Source organism: Rhizobium sp. 10PS4, from assembly GCF_032464805.1.
Taxonomy (GTDB): domain Bacteria; phylum Pseudomonadota; class Alphaproteobacteria; order Rhizobiales; family Rhizobiaceae; genus Rhizobium; species Rhizobium laguerreae.
Genome location: NZ_JAWDIW010000007.1, coordinates 187242 through 204491, shown reverse-complemented (window position 1 = coordinate 204491; position 17250 = coordinate 187242). Strand labels below are relative to the sequence as shown.

At 62.0% G+C, this 17250-nt stretch carries 15 protein-coding genes; 11 read left to right on the top strand and 4 right to left on the bottom strand.

Annotated elements, in window-relative coordinates; translation table 11 throughout:
• Positions 1-128 precede the first annotated feature (128 nt).
• Positions 129-323: a hypothetical protein gene (locus RWJ89_RS15520; protein ID WP_316031104.1), complete on the top strand. Its 195-nt coding sequence runs from the start codon at positions 129-131 to the stop codon at positions 321-323.
• Positions 324-402: 79 nt separating this feature from the next.
• Here RWJ89_RS15520 and RWJ89_RS15515 read toward each other — a convergent pair whose 3' ends face one another.
• Positions 403-1104, bottom strand: a complete 702-nt coding sequence (locus RWJ89_RS15515) for an SDR family NAD(P)-dependent oxidoreductase (RefSeq protein ID WP_221944333.1) — start codon at positions 1102-1104, stop codon at positions 403-405.
• Positions 1105-1374: 270 nt separating this feature from the next.
• Here RWJ89_RS15515 and RWJ89_RS15510 point away from each other — a divergent pair, with 270 nt between their 5' ends.
• From RWJ89_RS15510 to RWJ89_RS15490, 5 genes are all read left to right on the top strand, one after another.
• Entirely contained in the window at positions 1375-3171 is a 1797-nt protein-coding gene (locus tag RWJ89_RS15510) for an acyl-CoA dehydrogenase C-terminal domain-containing protein (RefSeq protein WP_168283827.1), read from the top strand.
• A 100-nt stretch (positions 3172-3271) separates the two neighbouring features.
• On the top strand, positions 3272-4480 hold the full coding sequence (locus RWJ89_RS15505; protein WP_131663079.1) for an acetyl-CoA C-acetyltransferase: 1209 nt from the start codon (positions 3272-3274) through the stop codon (positions 4478-4480).
• A 2-nt stretch (positions 4481-4482) separates the two neighbouring features.
• Positions 4483-4866 (top strand): cupin domain-containing protein, encoded by a 384-nt coding sequence (locus RWJ89_RS15500; RefSeq protein WP_168283828.1) that lies wholly within the window; start codon positions 4483-4485, stop codon positions 4864-4866.
• A 16-nt stretch (positions 4867-4882) separates the two neighbouring features.
• The gene (locus RWJ89_RS15495) at positions 4883-7096 is read left to right on the top strand and encodes a 3-hydroxyacyl-CoA dehydrogenase NAD-binding domain-containing protein (protein ID WP_316031103.1); all 2214 of its coding nucleotides are present in this window, start codon (positions 4883-4885) and stop codon (positions 7094-7096) included.
• A gap of 439 nt (positions 7097-7535) precedes the next feature.
• Positions 7536-7745 (top strand): cold-shock protein, encoded by a 210-nt coding sequence (locus RWJ89_RS15490; RefSeq protein WP_003545273.1) that lies wholly within the window; start codon positions 7536-7538, stop codon positions 7743-7745.
• A 420-nt stretch (positions 7746-8165) separates the two neighbouring features.
• Here the strand turns inward: RWJ89_RS15490 and RWJ89_RS15485 are convergent, their stop codons facing one another.
• The gene (locus RWJ89_RS15485) at positions 8166-8609 is read right to left on the bottom strand and encodes a MarR family winged helix-turn-helix transcriptional regulator (protein ID WP_316031102.1); all 444 of its coding nucleotides are present in this window, start codon (positions 8607-8609) and stop codon (positions 8166-8168) included.
• A gap of 115 nt (positions 8610-8724) precedes the next feature.
• On the opposite strand from RWJ89_RS15485, the gene RWJ89_RS15480 reads away from it, so the two are divergent.
• A complete protein-coding gene (locus tag RWJ89_RS15480) occupies positions 8725-9129 on the top strand; it encodes a GFA family protein (protein WP_131663082.1) in 405 nt (134 codons plus the stop codon).
• Between the two features lie 117 nt (positions 9130-9246).
• Positions 9247-9690 (top strand): YybH family protein, encoded by a 444-nt coding sequence (locus RWJ89_RS15475; RefSeq protein ID WP_131663083.1) that lies wholly within the window; start codon positions 9247-9249, stop codon positions 9688-9690.
• Positions 9691-9696: 6 nt separating this feature from the next.
• On the opposite strand, the gene RWJ89_RS15470 is transcribed toward RWJ89_RS15475, so the two are convergent.
• A complete protein-coding gene (locus RWJ89_RS15470; protein ID WP_131663084.1) occupies positions 9697-10899 on the bottom strand; it encodes an MFS transporter in 1203 nt (400 codons plus the stop codon).
• Positions 10900-11036: 137 nt separating this feature from the next.
• On the opposite strand from RWJ89_RS15470, the gene RWJ89_RS15465 reads away from it, so the two are divergent.
• Positions 11037-11594, top strand: a complete 558-nt coding sequence (locus tag RWJ89_RS15465; protein ID WP_316031101.1) for a TetR/AcrR family transcriptional regulator — start codon at positions 11037-11039, stop codon at positions 11592-11594.
• Positions 11595-11705: 111 nt separating this feature from the next.
• On the opposite strand, the gene RWJ89_RS15460 is transcribed toward RWJ89_RS15465, so the two are convergent.
• Positions 11706-15224 carry a PAS domain-containing hybrid sensor histidine kinase/response regulator gene (locus RWJ89_RS15460; RefSeq protein WP_316031100.1) on the bottom strand — a complete coding sequence of 1173 codons (3519 nt, stop codon included), beginning with the start codon at positions 15222-15224 and terminating at the stop codon, positions 11706-11708.
• Positions 15225-15429: 205 nt separating this feature from the next.
• On the opposite strand from RWJ89_RS15460, the gene mscL reads away from it, so the two are divergent.
• The gene (mscL, locus tag RWJ89_RS15455) at positions 15430-15867 is read left to right on the top strand and encodes a large conductance mechanosensitive channel protein MscL (RefSeq protein ID WP_168283833.1); all 438 of its coding nucleotides are present in this window, start codon (positions 15430-15432) and stop codon (positions 15865-15867) included.
• 111 nt (positions 15868-15978) lie between these two features.
• Positions 15979-17145, top strand: coding sequence for a pyridoxal phosphate-dependent aminotransferase (locus RWJ89_RS15450; RefSeq protein WP_221998391.1), 1167 nt, complete (start codon positions 15979-15981; stop codon positions 17143-17145).
• Positions 17146-17250: the final 105 nt, after the last annotated feature.

Here is a 17250-nt window from a genome sequence, read left to right as displayed (position 1 = left end):
TTGGCTTTTCGTCTGCTGCCCGCTTTACGCGGGCCTGAGCGCACCATTCATAAGACGATAGTCAATTAGACTTTCCTCAAGCTGAACGATGTAGCGGCATCCTAAGGGAACGCGAGACGGGGGAAAGGATGCGGATCACTACTGCTCAATCCGCACCTTTCACGAAACGTGGTAAACAAGCCGTTAATGCCGATGCGAATTTTTTAACGTTTGTGTTCCAAACGCCGTTTTTGGCGGCAATTGCCCCCGAACGCGTCATATCGAATGGCCGCTCGCGCGCTCAGGCCGGCCTGGATATTGCAGCTCGATCTTCACGCCTTTAGGGCCATAGACGAAGACCTGGCCGAGATCGGTGTCGGGAATATCGTAGTATTCGTAGCGATAGCCGCCCGCCAGCAGGGCTCAGAAGCTCTCCGTCCAGGGCCGAACTTCCACCTCCAGCGACCACGCGCTGCGGTGCTGGCGAAGCACATCGATATAGGTCTGGGCGATCGCATCCGGCAGCAGCGTGCCATCCGGCTTCTCCACCCGGTCCGGCCGGATCTGCGAGCGCACCGCGCCGTCGATGACAAAATGCGCGACATGGATGCCCATCGGCCCGAGTTCGCGGGCGGCACTCTGGGCAAGGCCGCGCAGCGCGAACTTGCCCATCGCGAAGGGGGCCGATTGCGCAAAGCCCTTCACGCTTGCCGACGCGCCGGTGATGAGGATGGCGCCGCGGCCGCGCGGGATCATCCGTCGCGCCGCCTGCTGCACCACCAGGAAACCGCCGAAAGCAGTGGTCGCAATCGCCTTCTCGACCGCGGCGGGATCGAGTTCGGCCAGTGGGCCGCGCTGACGCGCGCTGGCGTTGAAGATCACCACGTCAGGCCCGCCGATTGCGGCGGCGGCTTCTTCGAACAGTGCTGCGACGCTCGCCGGCTGCGAGACGTCGGCGGTAAAGGCGCTGGCGCCCGTTTCATCGACCAGCGCCTCGAGTTTTTCGACATTGCGGGCGGCGAGCCCGACCTTGACGCCCTGCGCCGACAATTGCCGGGCAAGCGATGCGCTGATGCCGTAGCCCGCGCCGACAATCAGCGCGCTCTCATAGGGAAAGTCGGTCATGATGTCTTCCTCGATGGATCGTCCCACAGACTTAGGACGTCGGAACGACCTGCGCTACTGCCCGGCCGACACTTCGTTCTGCGATGGACAAGGAAGATGAGATGGCGTCTGCTCCGCCAGTGCTTCATCGCCGCGGATTCGTGCTCTCGAATTTTTTCAGGAAAAGACGGCACAAGCGCAGAATTTGACGTTTACGCAAACGTCAATATTTTGTAAGACAGTGCCCAAGGCCGGCGCGATCCGGTCAGTCGAATGGGAGGAATTTGAGAGATGCCAGTCTACAAGGCCCCGGTGAACGATACGCTTTTCGTCCTGAACGACGTACTGGGTCTCGAGCGCTACAACAATCTGCCGGGTTTTGCCGACGCGACCCCCGATATGATCGAAGCGATCCTCGGCGAGGCCGGAAGGGTTGCCGAGGAAGCTCTCTTTCCGTTGAACTATTCCGGCGACCAGGAAGGCTGCACGCGTCACGACGATGCCAGCGTCTCGACGCCGAAGGGCTTCAAGGAAGCCTATAAAGCCTATCGCGACGGCGGCTGGATCGGTCTTGCGGTGCCGGAGGAATTCGGCGGGCAGGGGCTTCCCTATACGCTGCATACCGCCGTCGGCGAATATACTTCGGCCGCGAACATGTCGCTGATGATGTATCCGGGCCTGACGCAGGGCGCGATCGCGGCACTCCTCGTCCACGGTTCCGACGAGCAGAAGGCCACCTATCTGCCGAAGATGGTGGACGGCACGTGGTCTGGCACCATGAACCTCACCGAGCCGCATTGCGGCACCGATCTCGGCATGCTGCGCACCAAGGCGGTGCCGCAGGCTGACGGCAGCTACAAGATCTCTGGCCAGAAGATCTTCATCTCCGCCGGCGAGCACGACCTGACCGACAATATCGTCCATCTGGTGCTGGCCCGTATCGAGGGTGCGCCCGAAGGCACCAAGGGCATCTCGCTCTTCATCGTTCCGAAATTCCTCGTCGGCAAGGACGGCGTGCTCGGCGCCCGCAACACTGTCTCCTGCGGCGCCATCGAGCACAAGATGGGCATCCACGCCAACGCCACCTGCGTGATGAATTACGACGAGGCGACCGGCTTTCTGATCGGCGCCGAAAACCGCGGCCTCAACGCCATGTTCGTGATGATGAACGAGGCCCGCCTGATGGTCGGCCTGCAGGGCATCGCCATTTCCGAGATCGCCTATCAGAACGCCGCCAGCTATGCCCGCGACCGCATCCAGGGCCGTTCGCTGTCCGGCCCCAAGGCGCCGGACAAGAAGGCCGATCCGATCATCGTCCATCCGGATATTCGCCGCACGCTGATGACCATCCGCGCTTTCAACGAGGCCGGCCGCGCCTTCCTGCTCTGGACCGCGCTCAAGTCTGATATCGCCCACCGCGCTAGCGACGAGAAGGAGCGGCAGACGGCCGACGATATTCTCGGCCTCGTCACCCCGATCCTCAAGGGCGTGATGACAGATAAGGGCTTCGATCATGCCGTCATGGCTCAGCAGGTCTTCGGCGGCCACGGCTATGTCGAAGAGCACGGCATGAGCCAGTATGTGCGCGATGCCCGCATCGCCATGATCTATGAAGGCGCCAACGGCATCCAGGCGCTCGATCTCGTTGGCCGCAAGCTCGCCTTGAACGGCGGCCGCGCCGCCATGGCCCTCTTCAAGGAGATCGGTGATTTCTGCGAGGAGAACCGCAGCAACGAAAAACTCTCCTTCTTCACCAAGCATCTCAAGAAGGGCTTGAACGACGTCCAGGGCGCGACCATGTGGTTCATGCAGAACGCCATGGCCAAACCCGACAATGCCGGCGCCGGCTCGACCGACTACATGCACCTCTTCGGCCTCGTCATTCTCGGCTATATGTGGGCGAAGATGGCCAAAGCCGCCGAAGACGGCCTTGCATCCGGCGATGCCGCCCGCGAGGATTACCTGAAGAACAAGCTGGTCACCGCCCGCTTCTTCATGGAACGCCTCATGCCGGAAACCGCACTTCGCAAGGCCCGCATCGAAGCCGGCGCCGACACGATGATGGAACTGGCCGCCGAAGCGTTTTGAGCCGGTTCTCCCTCCCCCTTGTGGGGAGGGCTGGGGAGGGGTCTTATCTCCTCCTTCCAAGATTTGAGGCAAGATAGATTGCCGTCAGGGAGATGAGACAATGACCGAGGTTTTCATTTACGACCACGTGCGTACGCCGCGCGGCCGCGGCAAGAAGGACGGCGCCCTGCATGAGGTGCCCTCCGTCCGCCTTGCGGCAAAGACGCTGGAGGCGATCCGCGACCGCAACGGGCTCGATACGGGAACGGTCGACGACATCATCATGGGCTGCGTCGATCCGGTCATGGATGCCGGCGCCGTCATCCCCAAGGCCGCCGCCTTCGAAGCCGGTTACTCCACGAAGGCGCCTGGCATGCAGATTTCCCGCTTCTGCGCCTCCGGCCTCGATGCCGTCAATTTCGGTGCCGGCAAGATCGCCCAAGGGGCCGACGATATCGTCATCGCCGGCGGCGTCGAGAGCATGTCGCGCGTTGGCCTCGGCATGTCCGGCGGCGCCTGGTTCATGGACCCGTCGGTAAATTTCCCGGCCTATTTCATGCCGCAGGGCGTCTCGGCCGATCTGATCGCCACCAAATACGGCTTCAGCAGAACCGATGTCGACGCTTACGCGGTCGAGAGCCAGAAGCGTGCCGCCCATGCCTGGGAAAAGGGCTGGTTCGACAAGTCGGTCATCCCGGTCAAGGATCAGAATGGCCTGACGATCCTGGCAAAGGATGAACACATGCGCCCCGGCACCGACATGCAGGCGCTCGGCTCCCTCAATCCGTCCTTCCAGATGCCCGGCGAGATGGGCGGCTTCGAGGCCGTCGGCATCCAGGCCCATCCTGAGATCGAGCGCATCAACTATGTTCATCATGCCGGCAATTCCTCCGGCATCGTCGATGGCGCCAGCGTCGTCCTGCTCGGCTCCAAAGCCGGCGGTGAGAGCATGGGCAAAAAGCCGCGCGCCCGCATCAGGGCTTTCGCCAATATCGGCTCCGATCCGGCCCTGATGCTGACCGGGCCTGTCGACGTCACCGAGAAACTGTTGATACGATCAGGCATGAGCCTTGCCGACATCGACCTCTTCGAGTTGAACGAGGCCTTCGCTGCCGTGGTGCTGCGCTACATGCAGGCCTTCGACATCGATCACGACAGGATCAACGTCAATGGCGGCGCCATCGCCATGGGCCATCCGCTCGGCGCCACCGGCGCGATGATCCTCGGCACGGTGCTGGATGAACTTGAACGCCGCGACCTCAACACTGCGCTGGTGACGCTTTGCATCGGCGCCGGCATGGGCACGGCAACGGTTATCGAGAGGGTTTGACGATGGGCTTCAACACCGGCACGATCGAAACCGAATATGCCGAGGTCAGTGAGCACTGGTCGCCCCGCGTCATCGCCGATCTCAACGGCCAGAGCGTCAAGCTTGCCAAGGTTAAGGGTCAGCTCGCCTGGCATTCGCACCGCGACGAGGACGAGCTCTTCCTCATCTGGAAGGGAGCGCTGACCATCGAATATCGCGACCGCCCGCATGTGCATCTGAACGCCGGCGATTTTCATGTCGTGCCGAGGGGTGTCGAGCATAATCCGGTTGCCGAGGAGGAATGCTGGATCGTGCTTTTCGAGCCGTCTGAGACCAAGCATACCGGCGATGTCGTCACCGAAAAGACGAAGACCTTAGACGCGCAGCGCAGCCATTTGCCGGCCTGATCGGGGAGGAAACCCAATGACCTACACCAATTTCACGCTCGAAACCGACGCCGACGGCATCGCTCTCGTCACCTGGGACATGCCCGGCAAATCGATGAACGTCTTCACCGCGGAGGTGATGGTCGAACTCGACGCGATCATCGACGCCACGACCGCCGATGCGGCCGTCAAGGGCGTCGTCTTCACCTCGGGTAAGTCCTCCTTCTCCGGCGGCGCTGATCTGTCGATGATCAAGTCGATGTTCAGTTCCTACCAGGAGGAGAAGGCAAAGAGCCCAGAGACGGCGGTGCAGAACCTCTTCGGTCTGGTCGGCCGCATGAGTGGCCTGTTCCGCAAGCTCGAAACATCGGGCAAGCCCTGGGTGTCCGCCATCAATGGCACCTGCATGGGCGGCGCTTTCGAACTGTCGCTCGCCTGCCACGGCCGCGTCGCCTCCAATGCCAAGAGCGTCAAGATCGCACTGCCCGAGGTGAAGGTCGGTATCTTCCCCGGCGCCGGCGGCACCCAGCGTGTGCCGCGGCTGGCGAATGCCCAGGATGCGCTGCAGATGATGACGACGGGCCAGTCGCTGACCGGCTCCCGCGCCAAGGCGATGAACCTCGTGCACCAGGTGGTCGAGCCGGATCAGCTCATCCCCGCCGCCAAGCAGATGATCAAGGATGGCCTGAAGCCGGTCGCCCCCTGGGACGAGAAGGGCTTCAAGGCGCCCGGCGGCGGCATCTGGACGCCGGCATCTGCCCAGCTCTGGCCGGCAGCTCCGGCGATCCTGCGCCGGGAAACATCGGGCAATTATCCGGCAGCGCTTGCCATCCTGCAATGCGTCTATGAAGGCCTGCAGGTGCCGTTCGACACGGGTCTGAAGGTCGAGCAGCGTTATTTCACCGAGGTGCTGCAGACCCGCGAAGCCTTCTCGATGATCCGTTCGCTGTTCATCTCCATGCAGGAGCTCGGCAAGGGCGCCCGCCGCCCGGCTGGTCATGCGAAGACCGAGCTGAAACATGTCGGCGTCGTCGGCGCCGGCTTCATGGGGGCCTCGATCGCTTATGTCACCGCCGCCGCCGGCATTCCCGTGACGCTGATTGATCGCGACATCGAAGCAGCGACCAAGGGCAAGGCCGTCTCCGAAGGTCTGGTCAAGGATTCTGTCGGTAAGGGGCGTCTTACGCAGGACGAGGCGGCTGCACTGCTCTCCCGCATCACGCCCTCGGCAGACTATGCCGACCTCGCCAATGCCGATCTCGTCATCGAGGCGGTGTTCGAGGATCGCGAGGTGAAGAAAGCAGTCATCGAGGCGGTCGAAGCCGTGTTGCCGGAAGGCGCGGTCTTCGCCTCCAACACCTCGACCCTGCCGATATCGGGTCTCGCCAAGAATTCGAAACGCCCGGCCGATTTCATCGGCATCCACTTCTTCTCGCCTGTCGAGAAGATGATGCTGACCGAGGTCATCCTCGGAAGCGACACCGGCGACAAAGCGCTGGCTGTCGCTCTCGACTATGTTGCAGCCATCAAGAAGACGCCGATCGTCGTCAACGACACCCGCGGCTTCTTCGTCAATCGTTGCGTGCTGCGCTACATGTCGGAAAGCTACGACATGCTGATCGAGGGTGTGCCGCCTGCCATGATCGAGAATGCCGCCAAGATGGCCGGCATGCCGGTCGGTCCCTTGGCGCTCAACGACGAGGTCGCTATCGACCTCTCGCTGAAGATCCTCAAGGCCACGGTCGCCGATCTCGGCGAAAAAGCCATCGACCCCAGGCATATGGAACTCATCTCCCGCATGGTGGAAAAGGAGGGCCGTTTCGGCCGCAAGAATTCCAAGGGCTTCTACGACTACCCGCCGAAACGGGCGAAGAAGTCCCTCTGGCCAGACCTCAAGACCTTCTATCCGCAGAAGCCGGCGGATGAGGTTGACGTCAACGTCCTCAAACAACGTTTCCTCGTCACCATCGCGCTGGAAGCCGCCCGCACGGTCGAGGAAGGTATCGTCACCGATCCGCGCGAGGCGGATGTCGGCTCGATCCTCGGATTCGGCTTCGCGCCCTATACCGGCGGGGCGCTGAGCTATATCGACGGGATGGGTGCGAAGGCTTTCGTGGAATTGGCGGAAAAGTTAGCTGATGCTTACGGAAGTCACTTCAAGCCGACGCCGCTGCTGAAGGACATGGCCGCCAAGGGCGAGACGTTCTACGGTCGGTTCGACCCCTATGCGAAGGTGGGGAAGGCGGCATAAGGGTCTTTGCCATCGTGCCGTGGCCACCCCCTCTGCCCTGCCGGGCATCTCCCCCACAGGTGGGGAGATTGGCTGGGCGCACCGGCTTCCCCAAACAATCGGCGTCCAGCACGACGAAACGACAGATGGATACGAAGTTCAAGCCACTTGTGATCTCCCCACCTGTGGGGGAGATGCCCGGCAGGGCAGAGGGGGCGGCCACGGCACGACATTCAAGAATTATTCGACTTCACCTCGCCAGCTGAATTCGACTTTCCCTTGCTGCGGCCTTGTCACGGACACAATTTCCGATTACATATTCGCGCATCGATCTTGCTAGATGAACTTTGAAACGACCTCGCGTCGTTCCTGGCGAACTTCCTCCAAAATCGGTTTTCATCGCCGCTCGGCATTTATTCGAGCTGCAATCTTCTATGAACGATTCGAAAAGGATATCGTCATGAGCACAGGTACCGTAAAGTGGTTCAACGCAACTAAGGGCTTCGGCTTCATTCAGCCGGATGACGGCGCAGCCGACGTTTTCGTCCACATCTCCGCCGTCGAACGCGCTGGCATGCGCGATCTCAAGGATGGCCAGAAGCTGTCTTACGAGCTCGTCCGCGACAACAAGTCCGGCAAGATGTCGGCAGACCGCCTCCAGGCGGCCTGAGCCTTCAAAGGCTTTGAATATCATCTCCGGATCGTGACCACGGATGTACTGGCACGGTTCGTTGAGATAGCAGGGAAGGTCGGGTTCACCCGGCCTTTTTTTGTGTTTGGTTGGCTGATGTTGTGCCCGATTGGCGGAGTAACCGGCATCGCCTTGGCAGATAGGTCGTGCCGTGTAATCCCTCCTCTGCCCTGCCGGGCATCTCCCCCACAGGTGGGGAGATCACAAGTGGCTTGAATTTCGTATCCATCTATCGTTTCGTCGTGCTGGACGCCGATTGTTTGGGGAAGCCGGTGCGCCCAGCCAATCTCCCCACCTGTGGGGGAGATGCCCGGCAGGGCAGAGGGGGGCGGCCACGGCATGACCTTAGAGAATCTTTCGCATCGCCAGGCCGAGTGCGTGCTAACGACAACAAGTCCCTCAACCGCCTGCCGCCTCGCCACCCTCCAGCATCTCCATGACCCGCGCTATCACTGCCCGCGCCGCATCGAGCTCGGCTGACGTAAACGCGGCGCCCAGCCCGTCGGCCCAATCGGCTTGCGCGACCTCGATGACGCCGAGCCGCGCCGCTCCTTCTTCCGTCAGCCGCACCAGCTTGGCGCGCTGGTGCAGCGGGTTGTCGGCATAGGCGATCAGACCTTCGCTTTCCAGCACGTCGGCAAGCCGCTGCACGCCCTGGCGGGCGAGGCCGAGCGCGCGGGCGATCTGCGCCACCGACATGCCGCCGCGTCGTGCCGCGGCCAACACCTGCCAGCGCGCGCTCGTCTGTCCCGCCGGCTTTGCCAACTGGTCGCCCGCCGCCGTCAGATGACCGGCGAGGCGAAGGGCGGTGATTGCGAAAGCGGAAAAGGCATCCCCCTCCATCGTCCGCTCCGGTCGATCTTGTTTGACAACATGTTGTCGATTTTGTATCTCATCCATAATGACAACATATTGTCATATCAGTAGACTGAAGGCAACGCCGAAGGAGGAAAGCGCCGTGAAGAAAACCTACAAGGGAAGCTGCCATTGCGGCAAAGTGCGTTACGAGGTGGACATGGACCTCGAGGAGGGCACCGGCCGCTGCAATTGCTCGATCTGCGCCAAGCGGCGTTATTGGGGCGCCAACGTCAAGCCGGAGGACTTCCGGCTGATGTGCGACCAGGCGGAAACCTCCGACTATCAGTTCAACACCATGAGCGGTCATCACCGCTTCTGCCGCACCTGCGGTGTGCCGGCCTATGGCGACGGTTATGTCGAAGCGATCGGCGGCGCCTATGTGTCGATCAACATCGCCTGCCTCGACGATATCACCCCTGAGGAACTGGCAGCACTGCCGGTCCGTTATGCCGACGGCAGGCACGATGCCTGGTGGAACGAACCGGCGGTGACGAGTTATCTCTAGAGCATGATGCCGAAAAGTGTGAGCGGTTTTCGGACGACATCATGCTCAGCTCGAAGTCGATGTCGGATCGTCGTCCTCCCCTTCGTCCTCTGTCCATAACGCAGAAGGAGAACGATTGTGAAAGACGAAGCGAATGCCAGGATCGAGGAAGAGGCGATCATCGCCATGCTGATGATGCGGGCCAAGGCGCTGGGCGAAAAAAATGCCAAGGATGCGCTTTCCTACGAGACCGAGGATGAGATCGAATTTTCGCTGGCGCCGCCGCTGGTCTATTACGGCAAGGACGAGGCGGGCCTGCAGGCCTGGTTCGATACCTGGGAAGGCCCGATCGGCGGCGATGTGCGCGATGCCAGACTGACGGTTGGCGAGGATGTCGCTTTCTGGAGCGGCCTCACGCGCATGACCGGGACCAAGACCAACGGCGCCGCCGTCGATCTGTGGTTCCGCCAGACGCTCGGCCTCGTCAAGCAGGATGGCCGATGGCTGGTTGCCCACCAGCACGCCTCGGTGCCCTTCGCCATGGACGGCAGCGGCCGGGCGCTGCTCGATCTCAAACCGTGAGGAATGTCAGGCAGCACTCCCCGCGACCTTCCGCCGGTCGGCGCGAATGCTCATCACTCCGACGCCCATCAAAAGCAGGATCGCCGTCGCATAGATATCCGTCGTCAGCGCGTAACCGGCTGACTTCGCCAGGAACCCGGCCAGGATCGCCGGCAGGCTGAAGGCGAGGTAGCTCTGGACGTAGAAGGCCGACAGCAGCCCGGCCCGCTCGTCCGCCTTGGCAAGCGGCATGATAGTGCCGATCGACCCGAGGAAATTGGTGCCGAAACCGACGCCGGTAAAAATCGTGCCGACGAGCAGCAGCGGCACATTGGCAAGATGCACGCCGGCAACGACCGTCAGGATGCCGAGCGTTTTGGCCGACACCCCGAAAACCAGATTGGCCGAGGCCGTCTTGCTGCGCCGGAGATAGACGGCGATTGCTCCGCTCACCATCAGCGCGGTGACGACGGCCCCGCCGGTCAGCGGCGCGCGGCTGCCGGTTGTGCTGGCGACCAAGGACGGGACCAGCGAGAGATAAAAGCCGGCAAGCGTCCAGTTGGCGATGTTGATCGGCGTCACCAGCGAGAGCGGCCGCTTCACCTGCTTGGGAACGGTGACCCGCGGTATCAGTGAGCCGAGAGCGCCCGGCCGCCTGCCGCCGGTCTCGCCTGTCAGCCAGATGGCCGCCGCCTGCAGCGTGAAGGCGGCAAGCAGCAGCGCATAGACCAGATGCATCGGGAAGGGGCCAAATTGGATCAGGGCGCTGGTGCCCACTGCCCCCACCGCCATGCCGCAAAGCGGTGCGATCGAGTTGACGATCTGTCCCTTTGCCCGGTCGACATCGACGAGCGCCGCTCCGATCGAGGCGCCGGCGATCCCCGTTGCCAGCCCCTGCACGATCCGCGCCGCGATCAGCCAGCCGGGACCGCTCGCGACAACGAAGAGCGCCATGGCGACGATTTCGAGAACGAGGGCGAAAAAGATCACCGGCTTGCGGCCGAGATGGTCGGAGATCGAACCGGCGATCAGCAGCGCCGCCAGCAGCGCGAAGGCGTAGACCGCGAAGATCACCGTGATCAGCACCGGCGAGACGGAGAAGTTTTCCTGATAGATCCGGTAGAGCGGCGTTGGCGCCGCGGAGGCGCCGAAAAAGGTCGCGAGCGTCAGCGCATGAAAGCCGATCGAGGGGCGCGGCGAATTCTCGGTGGATTTGGCTGCGGCGAACATATATAAGCCCCTTAAAGCTAAGCCGTTGCGTTAGCTTATGTAGAGGGGACATTTCATAAAAGCAAATTATTTGCATTAATAGGTCAGTCAAAGATTTTGAACCATCGGTGTCAAGGAGTGAAAGTCGGGTTGCACGCATGACAGTGAAAGAGAATCTTCGTCCGGGCGGCAGAAGCGCCCGGGTTCAGGCATCGGTGCACAAGGCGGTCCGTGAGCTGATGGCCGAGATGAGCCGCGCCGAGGTGACGATCCCGCTGATTGCCGGCAAGGCGGGGGTAACGCCGTCGACCATCTATCGCCGCTGGGGCGACCTGCAGGAGCTTCTTGCCGATGTCGCCGTCGATCGGCTGCGGCCGGATATGGAGCCGATCGATGCCGGTAGCGGCAAGGCCGATCTTCAAGCCTGGGCCGAGCAATATGCCGAGGAAATGTCCTCCGGGCCGGGCCGAGAGATGATCCGCGACGTGCTGGCGGCGCAGGCGGGCGCGAACGCCTGCAAATGCGCTGAATTTACCCGCCAACAGATCGGCGTCATCGCCGAGAGGGCAAAGGTCCGCGGCGAGGTCTTTCCGGATGTCGAGCGCGTCATGGACCAGGTCGTGGCGCCGATCATATACCGCATCCTGTTTGGCGATGTGCCGGCGACAAGGCGCGTGCGTGATCTGGTTGCGCGTGTCATGAGCGCAACGGACTAGAGCAATCCCAGCAAAAGTGCGTAGCGGTTTTGCGTCCGGAATTGCGTGAAAACAAGAAGATAGAGCATCTTCGTGTTTCGGAGAAAAACGGAAATGCTCTAAGTTTTTGTATTACTCCGCGGCGGCGCGCTTGAGGCCGGAAATCTGGGTGATATAGGCGCGCAGCGCCGCCGGCCGCACCGGCTTGTGCTGAACGGCGATACCGTATCGCTCGGCCTCGCTGCGCACCTCCGGCGTGCGGTCGGCTGTGATCAGCAAAGCGGGGATATCGGCGCCGAATTGCCGGCGCAGATGCAGGATCGCGGCAATGCCGGTGCCGTCGCCGAGGTGATAATCGGCGATGACGATGTCAGGTGGTCCCTCCTGGCCATCGACGGTGGTGACCTCGGCGAGGCAATTGAGCGCCTCCACCTCGCAGCCCCAGCCGTTGATCAAGAGCCGCATGCCTTCGAGGATCTTCGGCTCGTTGTCGATGCAGAGGATCTTCAGCCCGCTGAGCGGCTGGCCGGGACGGTCGGCAGGCGTAACCGCTGCTGCGGCCGCGGCCGGACGCGAGACGTCGAGCGGCATGGCGATCCGGAATTCCGTGCCCTTGCCATGCGTCGACTGCAGCTCGACCGGATGGTTGAGCACCCGGGCGATGCGATCGACGATCGACAGGCCGAGCCCGAGGCCGGAGGCGGTCTTCGCGCCTTCGTCCAGCCGCGCGAACTCCTTGAACACGGTGCGGAATTTCGACGGCGGGATGCCGATGCCGGAATCGATCACCTGGATGATCACCTGGTTGCCGCGCCGCCGCGCCCCGACCAGCACCTTGCCGGTGATCGTGTATTTGATGGCGTTGGAAACCAGGTTCTGCACCAGCCGGCGAAGCAGGTTGGGATCGGAGCGGACGCGCAGCGACGTCGGCATGATCATCAGCTTCAGCTGCTTTTCGCGGGCGATCGGCGCAAAGTCGGTCTGGATACGCTCCAAGAGGTCGGAGAGCGCGACGGAGGCGAGCCGCGGCCGCATGGCGCCGGTATCGAGCCTGGAGATATCGAGCACCGCGCCGAGAATGGTTTCGACCGATTCCAGCGCGGAATCGATGTTGCGCACGATCGGGCTGTTGTCGGATTGCGCCATGCGCTCGACCAATGCCGAGGAATAGAGCCGGGCGGCGTTGAGCGGCTGCAGAATATCGTGGCCGGCGGCGGCGAAAAAGCGTGTCTTGCCGATATTCGCCTCGTCGGCGGCGGCGCGCGCCTCGCCGAGTTCACGGTTGACGCGGGTAAGCTCGGCCGTACGTTCGGCAACGCGCTGCTCCAGCGTCTCATTCGCCTGTTTCAGTGCTCTGTCGGCACTGACACGCTGGGTGATGTCGGTGAAGGTGGCGACGATGCCCTTGTCGGGCATGGCATTGGAGCGCACCTCGATGATCCGCTCGCCGCCGCCGAGCACCAGCGAAAAAGGTTTGTCGAGCGTCAGGAAATGCCGCACCGTCTGGCTGAGATCGCCGGGCGCGATGTCGCCGCGCTGGCTGAGCGTGGTGACGATTTCGGACAAGGGAAAACCGACCTGGCCGGCACTTTCCGGCAGATCCAGCAATTGCCGGAAACGCCGGTTCCAGATCGTCAGCCGGTTGGAACTGTCGAAGACGGCAATGCCCTGGTCCATCTGCGAAAGCGCCGTCTGCAACATGTCCTGGTTATATTGCAGCGCCTCGCTCGCCTGGTCGAGCAGCCAGGCAGTGTCGGAAGAGGCATCCTCGATCTTCTGCAGGATCAATGACAGCACCAGCCGGGCCGAGGACGAGCCGATGGCGCTGCCGAGCAGCTGTTCGCTGAAGTGGATGAGCGCCATGTCGGCCGGCTGCTCGTCTTCCAGCTTGCGGCCGGAGCTTTGTTCGTAGGTCGTGAGCGAGCGCTGCATGCGCTCTTCGCCGAGATAGCGCGAGATCGCTGCCTTGAGATCGCCGACGCTGATGCGGGTCTTCCAGCCGCGCGTGGCAAATTGCGAACGCGAATGCCGCTTGACGAAGATGCCGGCCTGAATGCGCTCCAGCGGCTTGGCGTTGCGGGTGAGCGAGCCGACGACGAAGAAGGCGCTGTTGACCATCAGGCTCATCGCCGTCGCATTGACCAGCGGATCGGCGTCGGGCGCGGTGAACAGCGTGGTCCCGGGAAAGATGAAGCCGAGCACGGCGCTCGCCACATAGGAATAATCGGGGCCGCCGAGCGAGGGCAGGAACAGCAGGTAGATCCAGATGACGAAGCCGGAGGTCAGCCCGAGGATCGCGCCGCGCGCATTCGCCCGCCGCCAGATCAGCCCGCCGAAAAGCGCTGGGGCGATTTGCGCGATCGCGGCAAAGGAAAGAAGGCCGATCGAGGCAAGGCCGGCGGTGCTGTCGGTCGAGCGGTAATAGGCATAACCGAACAGCAGCACGGCGAAAATGGCGCTGCGGCGGATGTTGAGCAGCGTCTTGGCAAAATTGTCGCGCTGGCCGGCGCGGCCGGCGAGTTTGCGCCTGAGGAAGATCGGCATGATGATGTCGTTCGACACCATGATCGACAGTGCGACGGAATCGACGATGACCATCGCCGTTGCGGCGGAGAAACCGCCGATGAAGATGATCAGCGAAATGACGGGCATCTGGCCGGCAAGCGGCAGCGACAGCATGTAGAAATCGGCATTGCCGGTGCCGCCGAAGGTCAAGAGCCCGCCGATTGCCACCGGCAGCACGAAGAGATTGATGGCGATGAGATAGGCGGGAAACAGGAAACCTGCGAGTTTCAGCTGTTTCGGAGTTCGGTTTTCGACAACCGTCACATGGAATTGCCGCGGCAGCAGGATAATCGCAAAGGCCGACAAGATGATCAGGGTGATCCAGCGGCTGATCGGCGTATGGTAGCTGAGCGCCGACATGACCAGCTCGTTGTCGACGGTCTTGCGCCAGAGATCAGTCGGACCGTCGAACAGAAACCAGACGACGCAGACGCCGGCTGTCAGGAAGGCGACGAGCTTGACCACTGATTCCATAGAGACGGCGAGGATCAGGCCATCCTGATGCTCCGTCGCATCCGTATGCCGCGTGCCGAACATGATGGCGAAACAGGCAAGCACCAGCGTCGCGGCGAGCGGCAGGTCGAGGAAATAGAGATTGCCGCTGCCTATGCCGTAATCGGACGGATTGACCATGGCGCTGACGGTGCTCGAGATCGCCTTGAGCTGCAGCGCGATATAAGGAATGGCGCCGATCAGCGAGATCAGTGCGACGATCGTGGCGACCGTCGGGTTCTTGCCGTAGCGCGCCGCGACGAAATCGGCGACCGAGGTGAGCTTCTCCGCCTTGGCGAGCTCGATGATGCGGCGAAGCAGCGGCATGCCGAGCGTGAAGACCAGGATCGGGCCGATATAGATGCCGGCAAATTCAAGGCCGCGCTGCGCCGCAAGCCCGACGCTGCCGAAATAGGTCCAGGAGGTGCAGTAGATCGCGAGGCTCAGCGCATAGACCACCGGCCATCCGCCTTCCAGCGTGCCCAGGCCGAGCGTGCCCTGGCTGCGGTTCTTGCGGTCGCCATAGCTTGCCACGGCGAAAAGCAGGAGCAGATAGCCGAAGGCAGACGCAAATATAACCCAGCCTGGAAGCATTGACCCTCCGCCGGCGGAAAACACGCCGGGACCTCCCGCAACGTGGGCAGCTTAAGTCATTTCAGGCGCTTTGAAAATTGCTGGCATATAGGCCTTAAGTCAAAGACCGCGGGGGAGGTATTGCCGATAATTGCGATTGCCGATTGATTAATTGCAATGAAGATGTAGCTAATAAAAACGATTGTATCGAAGGGAGACGGATCCGATGCTCAACGAGTTCAAGGCCTTTATCGCCCGCGGCAATGTCATGGATCTTGCCGTCGGCGTCATCATCGGCGGCGCCTTCGGCGGCATCGTCAAATCTTTGGTGGATGACCTCATTATGCCGATCGTCGGGGCCATTTTCGGCGGCTTCGATTTTTCGAATTACTTTCTCCCACTCTCGACGGCCGTCAACGCGCCGACGCTTGCCGCCGCCCGCGCCCAGGGAGCAGTGTTTGCCTATGGCAGTTTCCTCACCGTGCTCATCAACTTCCTCATTCTCGCCTGGATCATTTTTCTGATGGTCAAGGGCGTGAACACCCTGCGTGCCCAGGTCGAGCGCCAGGAAAAGGCTGCACCGGAAGAGCTGCCACCGCCGCCGGCAGACGTTCAACTGCTGACGGAAATCCGCGATCTTCTCGCCACGCGCCCGACGGCTTGATCCCGTCCGCTCCGGCCGGGCTCAATCATCACCAAAATCGATATGCCATCACTGGATATCATGAGATTTGCCGGCGCAAGTCCGCTATGAAGGCGGAAACCGGAGATATGCATGTCGATCGTCAGCAGCCTCAGCCCGCGCGCCCTGGCGGCGCCCGAAAGTGGGATCGTCGAACTCGTCAACTATGCCCGTGGCCGCGAAGGCCTGCTGCCGCTCTGGGTGGGTGAGGGTGATCTGCCGACGCCCGATTTCATCAGCAGGGCGGCGATGGAGGCGCTTGCCGCCGGCGAGACCTTCTACACCTGGCAGCGCGGCATTCCCGAGCTTCGTCAGGCGCTTTCCGATTATTACAACAGACATTTCGGAATCCGGCTTCCGGTCGAGCATTTCTACGTCACCGGTTCCGGCATGCAGGCGATCCAGATCGCCGTGCAGGCGTTGACCTCGCCGGGCGACGAACTGGTTTACCTCTCTCCTTCCTGGCCGAATATCGCTGCCGCCCTGGAGATAGCAGGTGCGTGCTCGCTGAGTGTCGAGCTGCAGTTCGAAGGCGGCAAATGGGCGGTCGATCTGAACCGCATCGAAACCGCGATCACCCCGAAGACCAAGGGCATCTTCATCAACACGCCGTCGAACCCGACGGGCTGGACGGCAACGAAGCAGGATCTTGGCGATATCCTGGCGCTTGCCCGCAAGCATGACCTCTGGATCCTGGCAGATGAAATCTACGCCCGCTATTATTTTGCCGGCGGCCGCGCGCCCTCTTTCCTCGATGTGATGGACGAGGGCGACAAGATCATCTTCGTCAATTCCTTCTCGAAGAACTGGTCGATGACCGGCTGGCGCGTCGGCTGGATCGTCGCGCCCCCTGAAATGGGCCAGGTGCTCGAAAACCTCATTCAGTATTCGACATCGGGGGTGGCGCAGTTCATGCAGAAGGGCGCCGTCGCAGCCCTTGATCAAGGCGACGATTTCGTCGCTGCCAATATTGCCAAGGCGGCCCGCTCCCGCGATATCCTCTGCGATGCGCTAATTGCCACGAACCGCGTCGAGACGCTGAAACCGGATGGCGCGATCTATGCTTTCCTGAAGATCGACGGCGTCGCCGACAGCCGCAAGGCAGCGCTCGACATCGTCGACAAGACAGGCGTCGGGCTTGCACCCGGAACAGCCTTCGGACCGGGCGGCGAACTCTTCCTGCGCGCCTGCTTCCTACGTGACCCCACGCAGGTTGCGGTCGCGGCCGAGCGCCTCTGCAACTATATCCTCAAGCTCTGAGAAGCGTCGGCCAAGCCGATTTTGTGCCGAAATCGCCGGATTGATAAAACTCTAGCAAAGCCCGAAATCGGCCTCTAACCACGACTCCAAACATACCCGTTCAAA